General features: G+C 65.5%; 12 protein-coding genes. 4 read left to right on the top strand and 8 right to left on the bottom strand.

All coding sequences use genetic code 11. From position 1 onward, the window contains the following. The 3 genes from EOA22_RS15520 to EOA22_RS15510 form a co-directional block, all read right to left on the bottom strand. A partial coding sequence (locus tag EOA22_RS15520; protein WP_164755463.1) for a PLP-dependent aminotransferase family protein occupies nucleotides 1-654 on the bottom strand: 654 nt, incomplete at its 3' end. 175 nt (nucleotides 655-829) lie between these two features. Then, nucleotides 830-1,282: a GNAT family N-acetyltransferase gene (locus EOA22_RS15515; protein ID WP_063170279.1), complete on the bottom strand. Its 453-nt coding sequence runs from the start codon at nucleotides 1,280-1,282 to the stop codon at nucleotides 830-832. A 64-nt stretch (nucleotides 1,283-1,346) separates the two neighbouring features. Further along, entirely contained in the window at nucleotides 1,347-2,099 is a 753-nt protein-coding gene (locus EOA22_RS15510) for a pyridoxamine 5'-phosphate oxidase family protein (RefSeq protein WP_063168570.1), read from the bottom strand. 35 nt (nucleotides 2,100-2,134) lie between these two features. Here EOA22_RS15510 and EOA22_RS15505 point away from each other — a divergent pair, with 35 nt between their 5' ends. Then, nucleotides 2,135-3,571, top strand: coding sequence for a PLP-dependent aminotransferase family protein (locus EOA22_RS15505; RefSeq protein ID WP_082826687.1), 1,437 nt, complete (start codon nucleotides 2,135-2,137; stop codon nucleotides 3,569-3,571). Between the two features lie 71 nt (nucleotides 3,572-3,642). Here EOA22_RS15505 and EOA22_RS15500 read toward each other — a convergent pair whose 3' ends face one another. Next, nucleotides 3,643-4,137, bottom strand: a complete 495-nt coding sequence (locus EOA22_RS15500) for a hypothetical protein (RefSeq protein WP_224621167.1) — start codon at nucleotides 4,135-4,137, stop codon at nucleotides 3,643-3,645. Between the two features lie 114 nt (nucleotides 4,138-4,251). Between EOA22_RS15500 and EOA22_RS15495 the strand changes: the two genes are divergently transcribed. Further along, on the top strand, nucleotides 4,252-4,851 hold the full coding sequence (locus tag EOA22_RS15495; RefSeq protein ID WP_063168572.1) for a DUF922 domain-containing protein: 600 nt from the start codon (nucleotides 4,252-4,254) through the stop codon (nucleotides 4,849-4,851). Nucleotides 4,852-5,017: 166 nt separating this feature from the next. Here EOA22_RS15495 and EOA22_RS15490 read toward each other — a convergent pair whose 3' ends face one another. Then, entirely contained in the window at nucleotides 5,018-6,076 is a 1,059-nt protein-coding gene (locus EOA22_RS15490; protein WP_063168573.1) for a Gfo/Idh/MocA family oxidoreductase, read from the bottom strand. Nucleotides 6,077-6,125: 49 nt separating this feature from the next. After that, a complete protein-coding gene (locus tag EOA22_RS15485) occupies nucleotides 6,126-6,830 on the bottom strand; it encodes an SDR family oxidoreductase (RefSeq protein WP_024501629.1) in 705 nt (234 codons plus the stop codon). A gap of 127 nt (nucleotides 6,831-6,957) precedes the next feature. On the opposite strand from EOA22_RS15485, the gene gcvA reads away from it, so the two are divergent. Beyond that, complete coding sequence (gene gcvA, locus EOA22_RS15480) at nucleotides 6,958-7,860, top strand: transcriptional regulator GcvA (protein WP_063168574.1); 903 nt, start codon at nucleotides 6,958-6,960, stop codon at nucleotides 7,858-7,860. Nucleotides 7,861-7,895: 35 nt separating this feature from the next. On the opposite strand, the gene EOA22_RS15475 is transcribed toward gcvA, so the two are convergent. Next, the gene (locus EOA22_RS15475) at nucleotides 7,896-8,627 is read right to left on the bottom strand and encodes a 3-keto-5-aminohexanoate cleavage protein (RefSeq protein ID WP_063170281.1); all 732 of its coding nucleotides are present in this window, start codon (nucleotides 8,625-8,627) and stop codon (nucleotides 7,896-7,898) included. Nucleotides 8,628-8,834: 207 nt separating this feature from the next. On the opposite strand from EOA22_RS15475, the gene EOA22_RS15470 reads away from it, so the two are divergent. Continuing rightward, complete coding sequence (locus EOA22_RS15470) at nucleotides 8,835-9,029, top strand: hypothetical protein (protein ID WP_024501638.1); 195 nt, start codon at nucleotides 8,835-8,837, stop codon at nucleotides 9,027-9,029. Nucleotides 9,030-9,083: 54 nt separating this feature from the next. Here EOA22_RS15470 and EOA22_RS15465 read toward each other — a convergent pair. Continuing rightward, nucleotides 9,084-9,498: EAL domain-containing protein (locus tag EOA22_RS15465; RefSeq protein WP_164755461.1), on the bottom strand; the 415-nt coding region annotated here is incomplete at its 5' end.

Here is a 9,498-nt window from a genome sequence, read left to right as displayed (position 1 = left end):
GAACTCGACATCGCCGTCATAGCGCAGCGCGCGGTAAGCGGCATCCTCGATGACGGCGATGTCGAGTTCGCCGGCAAGGTCGAGCACCGCCTCGCGCTGCTCACGGTTCAGCGTGTTGCCGGTCGGGTTGGCGAAATCCGGCACCAGATAGGCGAATTTGGCCTTGCCGCCATTGGCGGCCGCCGCCGCGCGATAGGCATCGGGCGTCATGTTGCCGCCGGCCGGGGTCAGCCGGTCGTAGCGCGGCTCATAGGCGTTGAAAGCCTGCAGCGCGCCGAGATAGGTCGGCCACGTCACCAGCGCGGTGTCGCCCGGCGACAGGAACAGCTTGCCGAGATAATCCAGCGCCTGCTGCGAGCCGGAGGTGATGAAGATGTTGGCCTCGTCGCAGGCGACGCCGAGCTTGCCCATCTGCCCGGCGAGCCAGCGCCGCAAAGGCAGATAGCCTTCCGAGACCTGGTACTGCAGCGCCGCGCCCGCCTCGGCGCCACCCAGCACATCGGCATAGGCGTCGCGGATCGCCTCGGCCGGGAACAGCGCCGGATCGGGAATACCGCCGGCAAACGAGATGATGTCCGGCTGGTCGAGCAGCTTCAGCAGCTCGCGGATTTCGGACGCTTTCATGCGCGACGAGCGCGAAGCCAACAGGTTCATAAGGGTCACGGCACGCCTCCCCGACGCTGCAATATAGGTCAACTTGACTGACCTATATCCCCTCTTGGCCGCGAATTGAAGTGTGCCTGAACGGTTTCCCGAATGCGCCAGCACTGGCGCACTGCTCGAACGCCGCGAGCAGTTCCACAAAAGTGTTGCAGCGTTTTCCGACCGCCTAAAGGCTCTTCTTGTAGCCGAGATGGCTGCCGGTGAAGCCGAGGCTTTCGTAAAAACGATGCGCGTCCGCCCGCCCTTTGTCGGTGGTCAGTTGAACGAGGCCGCAGCCGCGCGCGCGGCACGCGTCGATCGCCCATTCGATCATCTGCCTGCCGATGCCGTCCGAGCGCCTGTGGCCGGCGACCCGAACCGCCTCGATCTGGCCGCGCCACGCGCCCTTGCGCGAGAGCCCGGCAAGGAAAGTTACCTGCAAGGTGCCGACCACCTCGCCGCCATCCACGGCCACCGCCAGCAGCTGATTGGGATCGGCGTCGATGGCGTTGAAAGCGTCGACATAACCTTGCGCCAGCGGCAAGGAAGCGTCCTCGCGGCCGGCGCCAAGCGGATCGTCGGCCAGCATGGCCACGATATCAGGCAGGTCGGAGGCCTGCGCACGGCGGAAGGTGATCATGGTGTCGAGATATCGCGAGGCGGCGGCAGCGGCAAGATTTGAATACGTTCCCACTAGGCGCGGGCTAAACTTCGCCCTCATAAACCCGCTGCGCCTGCGTCAGCGCCTCATCGAGCCGCGCGCCCTCGGCATATCCAGCCAGGTTCCGCGGCCGCTCCATGTCAGGCATCAGCCTCGGACACGGCTCGGCGGCGCCGACCACCATCCGCACCGGGATGACGCCGGCCCAAACCGGATGCCCGTAATCCTCCTCGTCGTCGCCGACGCCCTTGGCGCGTACCTTCGCCGATGCCTCTTCAATACGCATGCCGATCACCGTCGTCGCCTTGGCCTCCTGCGCCGAGATCGGCCTCAGGGTCTCGCTCCGGCCGGGATAGAAACGGTCGACGACGCCGGCCAGCGCCTTCAGTTTCTCCTGCGGCTCGTCGACGATTCGCGCCGTGCCGAAACACATCGCCGAGCGGTAGTTGGCCGAATGGTTGAAGCCCGAGCGCGCCAGCACCAGCCCGTCGAGATGCGACACCGTGAGACAGGCCGGCGTGCCGCCGCGCAGATTGCGCAGCATGCGGCTGGCCGACGAGCCGTGCCAGTACAGCATGTCGTCCTCGCGCCAGTGGATGGTCGGCGTGCAATAGGGCTGGCCATCGAACGTATAGGCGACATGGCACAGCAGCCCGGCATCCAGCACCGCGAAGACTGCCGCATGGTCGTAGCTGCCGCGCTCGTGCAGGCGCTTGACGCGGTTGCGGCTGGTGGTCGGAAAACTGGCTGGCGTGTCGTTCACGGCTTGCATCCTTGGTTGTCGTCTGCCAACCATGCGCCATGACATTGGTCGATAAAAGAACCAATCCCATGAAGAAAAACCGGACCAATTTTCCGGATTGGTCGGCGCTGATCCCGGTCCTGCCGGGCGACGGCCCGCGCAGCCGCGAGCTTTATGCGGCGCTCAGGCGGCTGATCGAGACCGGCGCGCTGGCCACCGGGGCGAAACTCCCGACCACCCGGGATCTCGCACAGCGCTTCGGCCTGTCGCGTTCGGCGGCGGTTGCCTGTTTCGAAATGCTGATCTCGGAGGGGTTTGCGGTCGCCAAGGTCGGCGCCGGCACCTTCGTCGCGCCTGATGTGCCGCATCTGCCGCTGACGCTGATCAAGCCGCGTCCAGCGGAGATCGACGTCGCGGCGTCGCTACCTTGCGGCCTTGGCGTTGCGGTCTCCGATCCGCGCACGCTTGATATGTTTCGCATCCTTCTGTCGCGCCACCTCACCCGCCCCGGACCGGAGCATTTCCGCTATGGCGACCCGCGCGGCGGCCTGCCGCTGCGCACGGCAATTGCCACCTATCTCAGGACCGCACGCGGCGTGCGCTGCGACGCCGGCCAGATCGTGCTGACGTCGGGCACGCAGCAGGGGCTCGATCTCCTGGTGCGTGCAGCACTTCGTCCCGGCGATGCCGTCTGGATCGAAAACCCCTGCTATCCCATGGCGCACGCCGTGCTGGCCGGCAGCGGGGCCACGGTTTTTGGCGTACCCGTCGACGCGGAAGGGCTCGATCCCGAGATCGGCGAAAGCCTGTGCTCCAAGGCGCGCGCGGCCTATGTCACGCCCTCGCATCAATATCCGCTCGGCGTGACGATGACGATGCGCCGCCGTCTCGCTTTGCTCGACTGGGCGCGGCGCAACGATGCCTGGATCATCGAGGACGATTACGACAGCGAGTTCCGCTATGCCGGCCCGCCGCTGACCTCGCTGCAGGGCATGGACGGCTCGGGCCGTGTCGCCTATCTCGGCACCTTCTCGAAAATCCTCTTCCCCGGCCTGCGCATCGGCTATGTCGTGGTGCCCGAAGCGCTGCTCGATGCCGTGATGGCGGTCAGGGCGCGCTCCGACCGCTTCCCCTCGACGCTGGCCGAAGGCGCGCTGACCGACCTGTTGAACGAGGGCCATTTCGCCGCGCATCTCAGGCGCGTGCGCCGCCGGGTGCAAGCCGCGCGCGACGTGCTGGTCGCCGGCCTCGAGACGCATTGCGGCGATGCCCTCGAGGTAACCGTGCCCGAACAGGGGCTGCACTTGATGGCGACGCTGAAGCACGCCGGGCCGGACACGGCGATCGTCGAGGCGGCGAAGGCGGCAGGTGTCGGCGCCAGGGCCTTGTCCTCGATGTTCATCGGCGGGGCGTCCCGGCAAGGCCTGGTGCTGGGTTTTTCCGGGTTTTCGGACGAGGAACTGATGGCCGCGACGGTACGACTGGGTGGGGTGATGGGCCGCAGTCCCGGCCGCCAAACTACCTGATCCTGCTCAAACAATCCTAGGGCGAAGCAGGAGCGCAGCTCCGTCTCGGAGGCCTTCGGATGACGAAGTCCTCAATCCCCATCGGCGGGCTGGGCCTTGCCGCACTGCGCCAGCACCTTGCCGATGGCCGCGCTTGAACCCTTCAGCGGAAAGCTGATCTCGCCATATTTGGCTGAACTGACCGACACATCGCCCTTGCCGCGCAACAGGTCGAGCAGCGGATCGGCTTTCGCCAGGTTGACCACGAAGTAGTTGTACATGGCCTCCAGCTGCAGCGCCTTAGTTACCGTCTTGCCGTCGGCCTTGAACGCGAACGAACCGCTGATGCCAGGCTCCAATTGCCGGCCGTTGGCGCCGAGATCGTAGCTCAGCACCGGCGTGTCGAAACAGGTCAGCATCAGATACGCATCGCCTTTCGGCCCGCCGCAGACCGAGGCCGTCAGCACGCTGCCGCCCTCGTCTTCCTCCATCCTGGCGCTCCAGCCGCCGCACGACGCGGCAAACGCCGGTTGCGCGGCCTGCAGGACCGCTACCGCACCGGCGACGACGAGATGTGCAACTCTCATGGCTCCCCCAACTGCCTTCAGGGCATTTGCAGCGCCCGTCGCAAGCATATAGGAAAAAGCGATCCGATGGCATTGCCCCTTGCGGCAGCCGGTCCTGTTTCGCGGAGAGTTGGATTGAGAGCCTGCATTCGCCTGTGTCTGTCCTTTGCCGCCCTGCTGGCCTTGCCGCTCACCGCTCATGCCGAGTGGAAGCCGGTCGAGAAGATCGAGCCCTACGCGATCTCGGGCCAGTCCGGCGCCGAACTCTACCGCTCGATCGGCGAGAAAGGGCCAAAGCTCGGCATTGCCCGCGCCATCGCCTACACCAATTTCAAGCTGACCTGGGGGCTAAGGGATTACAAGCCCAGCGGCAAGGACTGCGTGCTGACGGCCGGGCGGCCGAAGCTGATCGTCACCTACACTTTGCCGAAACCCTCCCGCTCCCTCCCGCCCGCCGTCCAGAAGAACTGGGACACCTTCATCGCCGGCGTCGCCGCCCATGAGAAGGTGCATGGCGCCAGCATGGTCCAGATGGTCCACGACATCCAAGCCGCGACGGACGGCCTGACCGTCGCCGACGATCCCAAATGCAGCAAGACCAGGGCCGAGGTGGTCAAGCGGCTCGACGCGATCTCGAAGGCGCGGGTGCAGGCAAGCCGCGACTTCGACCGTATAGAATTCGGCAATGGCGGCAATTTGCAGAAACTGGTTTTTTCGCTCGTGACCGGCCCCTGAAGCCACCTGACACGGATCAGGAGGCGGGCACTGATGACTTACCAGGCGCAGCAATTGAAGCTGCCGATCTCCCCCCTTGCGAGGGAGATGGCCGGCAGGCCAGAGGGGAGTCTGACAGAACTCGGCCCCTTCCAGCTACTGCGGTATGGGCGCGAGGTGCGAGCCCTCACCGCGTTTCCGCGTTCGCTCTCAGCTCGGCCCGCTTCTCGTCCGACACCACGGCCAGATCCAGCACCTTCTGCAATTCGGCCGCATGGCGGAAGGACGGTTCGGCCTGCACGCCCGTGCGCACCGCGTCAGTGAAACGCTGGTAGTTGGTCTCCACCGTGCCGGGGTCGAGCTCTTCCCATATGGCGTTCTCGACATTCTCCCCCACGCATGCCTTGAGCGTCGAACCGTCGAGATTGTGCACCACTTCGATGCCGCCCTTCTCGCCATAGATGCGCAGACGCAGTTCGTTGAGATGGCCTGTTGCCCAGCGGCTGGCATGCACCACGCCGAAGGCGCCGTTGGAAAAATCCAGCGTCATGGCGAAGCTGTCATTGGCGTCGAGTCCGTAGTCGCCGATGCGGTTGCCGGGCGCCTTGTCGAAGGCGCGCAGCCGGCAGAAGACATGGTCGATGTCGACGGCTGCGCCATAGCTGGCGAAATCGAGGATGTGGATGCCGACATCGCCGAGCACGCCATTGGAACCGTGGCCGCGCGACAGCCGCCACAGCCATTTCGGATCGGTGCGCCAGTCGCCCCAGAATTTCGACACCAGCCAGCTTTGCAGGTAGGACGCCTCGACATGCCTGACCGTGCCGATCTCGCCCGCTTGCACCATCTGGCGCGCTTTCTGCAGCGCGGCCACATTGCGATAGGTGAGGTTCACCATGTTGACGATGCCGGCGGCCTCGGCGGCATCGGCCATCTCGGTCGCCTTGCCGAAGTTTTCGGCCAGCGGCTTTTCGCACAGCACCGGCTTGCCGGCGGCGATCAGCGCCATGGTGGTCGGGTGGTGGATGCGGTCGGGCGTGACATTGGCCACCGCGTCGAACTCGCCCCATGCCAGCGCCTCCTCCAGCCCGGTAAAGCGGTTGGGAATGTCAAAGCTGTCGGCGAACTCGCCAACCCGCGCCGGATCGACATCGACTGCGCCGACAATGTCGACGCCCTCGATGGCGCTGAAGCGCCGGGCATGTTCCTGCGCCATCCAGCCGGTGCCGAGTATCAAAAGCCGCATTATTTGCTCCTTGGGGTGAGATGCCGGAATCCCCTCCCGGCCGACGCCCTCAAATAGCGCGTATAATGCCGCCGTCGACCCGGATGTTCTGGCCGGTGATGTAGCCGGCGCCCTCCGACGCCAGGAAGGCGATGGTCGCGGCGACCTCTTCCGAAGTGCCGTAGCGCTGCATCGGCACGCTGTCGCGGCGTTCTTCGGTGGCCGGCAGGCTGTCGATCCAGCCGGGCAGCACATTGTTCATGCGCACATTGTCGGCGGCATAGGTGTTGGCGAAGATCTTGGTGTAGGCGGCAACGCCGGCGCGGAACACGGCGGACGTCGGGAACATCGGGCTCGGCTCGACCACCCAGGCCGTCGAGATGTTGATGATGGCCCCACCCTTCTGCTTGACCATCTGCGGCGCCACGATGCGCACCGGCCGGATGACGTTGAGGAGGTAGACGTCCATGCCGGTGTGCCATTGCTCGTCGGTGATCTCGAGGATCGGCGCACGCGGCCCGTGGCCGCCGCTGTTGACCAGCACGTCGATGCGGCCATAGCGCTCCAGCGTCAGGTCGACGAGGCGCTGCAGATCGTCGTTCGACTGGTTGGAGCCGGTGACGCCGAGCCCGCCAAGCTCCTTGGCCAGCGCCTCGCCCTTGCCCGAAGAGGAAAGAATGGCAATCTTGAAGCCGTCCGCCGCCAGCCGCTTGGCCGCCGCCGCCCCCATGCCGCTGCCGCCGGCCACCACCACAGCTACTTTTTCTACACTCATCGGATTTTCCTCTCAGGGTTTGCGGGCACCGCAAGCGGTGTTTTCGGGAGTTGAGCGTCGATATAGCTGGTTTTCCCCGTCGGTTCGAACCAGAATGCCTGAAATCAACCTGTAGAAAAACTACTGCATGCCCGAAACCTTCCTCAGCTTGCCGCCGTTGAATGCGCTGCGCGCCTTCGAAGCCTCGGCGCGTCATCTCAACTTCCGCATCGCGGCCGAAGAGCTCAACGTCACGCAAGGGGCGGTCGCCCAGCACATTCGCGGGCTGGAGGCCGATCTCGGCACGAAGCTGTTCGAGCGGCTGCCGCGCGGCCTGGCGCTGACCGATGAGGGCCGCGCCTATGTCCCCAACATCCGCCGCGCCTTCGACCTGATCTCGGAGGCGACGCTGCTGCTTCGTCCCGAGCCGGCGCGGCTGACGATCAGCGTGACGCCGAGCTTCGCCACCAAATGGCTTATCCCGAGACTGCACGACTTCGTCGCGCACCACCCGCTGGTCGACCTGCGCGTACTGGCCAGCGAAAGCCTGTCGAGCTTCCAGGCCGATGGCGTCGACATCGCGGTCAGGCAGGGCCGCCCACCCTTCGGCGCCGGGCTGGTCGTCGACCTGCTGTTTCCCCAGCAGATCGTCGCCGTGTGCAGCCCGGCCCTGCTGCCGGCCGGCGCGATCGAGATCGCGGCCTCCGAAATCCAGCACCACGTACTGCTGCACGATGCCCACAATCTGTGGCCGGAATTCATGGAAAAGGCCGTCGGCCTGAAGATGACGACCGAACTCAAACGCATGCGCTTCAACCAGACCGGCCTCGCCATCGACGCGGCGGTGGCCGGCCAGGGCATTGCGCTGGCCAGCCGCTTTCTCGTCGCCGCCGACCTCGCCGCCGGCCGTCTGGTTCAGCCCGTCAGCGGCGAAATGCGCGGCACGCAGGATTTTTATGTCGTGATGCCGAGAAAACAGCGCCACCCCGAGCCGACGCAAGCCGTGCGGCAATGGTTGCTGGATGCCGGAGAGCGACGACCTTTGTCGTGAGACCTTCGCACGCACGGAGACGTCAAGCCGCTTGCCTATGAGGCAACGACGGGCGCACCGCGAAAGATCGCCACGGCGGCAGCGACGATTTCCGCATTGTCCTTGGCTGTCTTGCCATCGGCGAGCGTCTTGCCGTCTTCCAGACCGACCCGTGTCGACCAGCGCTGGCGATGCGCAAGCTCGACGAGGGGCCAGACAGTCGTGTCGACGCCATGCAGCAGGATCGGCCGCCCTACCCCGGCGCGCTCGAGTACGGCGGCGATGCCATGCGCTTCATCGAGTGCAGCGGACAGGTCGGGGATATCGATCTCGATCAGAATGCGCAGCACCTGGTTGTGGCCAGGAAGCGCTACGAAGCGCTCGGCATCGGCGACGACGGCTAGCCCCGCCTCGATGCCTACACCACGCTGGCGCAGCAACTCCATCACGGCGGGCGCATCCGGTTCGGACAGGTTGACCGAAGCATAGTCAGGCAGGTCTCGCCAGCCGGCGATCGCCGCTCGGGTCCGCTCGACGTCGTTCTCGGTCCAGGCGCCGGTCGACACGCCAACCAGTGTTCCCGGGCAGGTCCGGCGCACCGCCAGCACCGTGGCGTCGACGGCTGCCAGGCTTTCGCGTCCGTCGGTGCCGCGCGGATGGATATGCAGTTCGGCCGCTCCAGCGGCGACGCAGGCTGCCGCATCGCTGGCCATTGCCTCGGCAGTCAGCGGCAGCTTCGGGTGGAAATCGCGCGGACGCGCGCCGTTGATGCAGGCCTGGACGATCATCGATGTCACCTTGCGCAAGGGGCCGCAGTGTAGCTGTGCGGCGTTGAAACTGCCAATCTCCCCCTCGTAGGGGAGATCGGCAGCTTCAACGCCGCGCGTCTGCTCACAACATTCGGCGGCATTTGAATAAAAGCCGCTTGTGGATATTTACCCGGCGTTCCCTCGTCTCCGGCAAGCTCTTTTTAGGGCGGGATCATGGAGGGACCATTGACCAGCGATTTTTCAGCCGCCCGCATCCACCTCGAACGCGCCTATCATTATCTGCAGGGCAATGACGAGACGAGCCGTGCCGCCTGTGACGCGCTCGATCTGTTGATCGAAGCGGTGACGGAGGCGCAGCACAGGCGACCCGAGGCTGGAGTGCTGGAGTTCCCGCAATCGACGGCGCGGCGAACCGGATAGAAAGTGTCGAGTTTCAGGCCAGTCCGGCCTGGCCTGAAACTAGCCGCACCCGGATCACGATGCCTTGCGGGCCGTCGCTCCCTTGGTTGCGCGCGCGACAATTCGCTCGAGCGGCTCCGGCCGGTGCAGCAAAAATCCCTGGCCGAAGGCGACCCCCATGTCGCTCAACATGGCCAGCGTGTCCTGCCGTTCGATCTTCTCACCGACCACGGCGCAGCCGAGGCTACGGGCAATGCTGGTGATGGCCAGCACGATCTCGCGGTCGAAGCGGCTTTGCGTGATGTGCTCGATGAAGGAACCGTCGATCTTGATCGTGTCGACGGGGAACCGCCGGAGATATTCGAACGAGCTCATGCCGGCTCCGAAATCATCGAGGCCGACCCGGCAACGCCGCTCGCGCGCCTTGCGCACGAACTGTTCGGCGGCATCGAAATTGGTGCCGGCGGCGGTTTCGGCGATCTCGAAGCCG

Source organism: Mesorhizobium sp. M7A.F.Ca.US.014.04.1.1, from assembly GCF_003998745.1.
In the GTDB taxonomy this organism is placed as follows: domain Bacteria; phylum Pseudomonadota; class Alphaproteobacteria; order Rhizobiales; family Rhizobiaceae; genus Mesorhizobium; species Mesorhizobium ciceri.
The sequence above is the reverse complement of the archived record's forward strand: the minus strand, read 5'-3'. Positions and strand labels throughout refer to the sequence as shown.

What these genes read in the sequence shown, in the direction of transcription:
- EOA22_RS15515 (WP_063170279.1), bottom strand. Translation starts at nt 1,282, where the DNA reads ATGATCACCTTCCGCCGTGCGCAGGCCTCCGACCTGCCTGATATCGTG.
- EOA22_RS15510 (WP_063168570.1), bottom strand. Translation starts at nt 2,099, where the DNA reads ATGGTTGGCAGACGACAACCAAGGATGCAAGCCGTGAACGACACGCCA.
- EOA22_RS15505 (WP_082826687.1), top strand. Translation starts at nt 2,135, where the DNA reads ATGAAGAAAAACCGGACCAATTTTCCGGATTGGTCGGCGCTGATCCCG.
- EOA22_RS15500 (WP_224621167.1), bottom strand. Translation starts at nt 4,137, where the DNA reads ATGAGAGTTGCACATCTCGTCGTCGCCGGTGCGGTAGCGGTCCTGCAG.
- EOA22_RS15490 (WP_063168573.1), bottom strand. Translation starts at nt 6,076, where the DNA reads ATGCGGCTTTTGATACTCGGCACCGGCTGGATGGCGCAGGAACATGCC.
- EOA22_RS15485 (WP_024501629.1), bottom strand. Translation starts at nt 6,830, where the DNA reads ATGAGTGTAGAAAAAGTAGCTGTGGTGGTGGCCGGCGGCAGCGGCATG.
- gcvA (WP_063168574.1), top strand. Translation starts at nt 6,958, where the DNA reads ATGCCCGAAACCTTCCTCAGCTTGCCGCCGTTGAATGCGCTGCGCGCC.
- EOA22_RS15475 (WP_063170281.1), bottom strand. Translation starts at nt 8,627, where the DNA reads ATGATCGTCCAGGCCTGCATCAACGGCGCGCGTCCGCGCGATTTCCAC.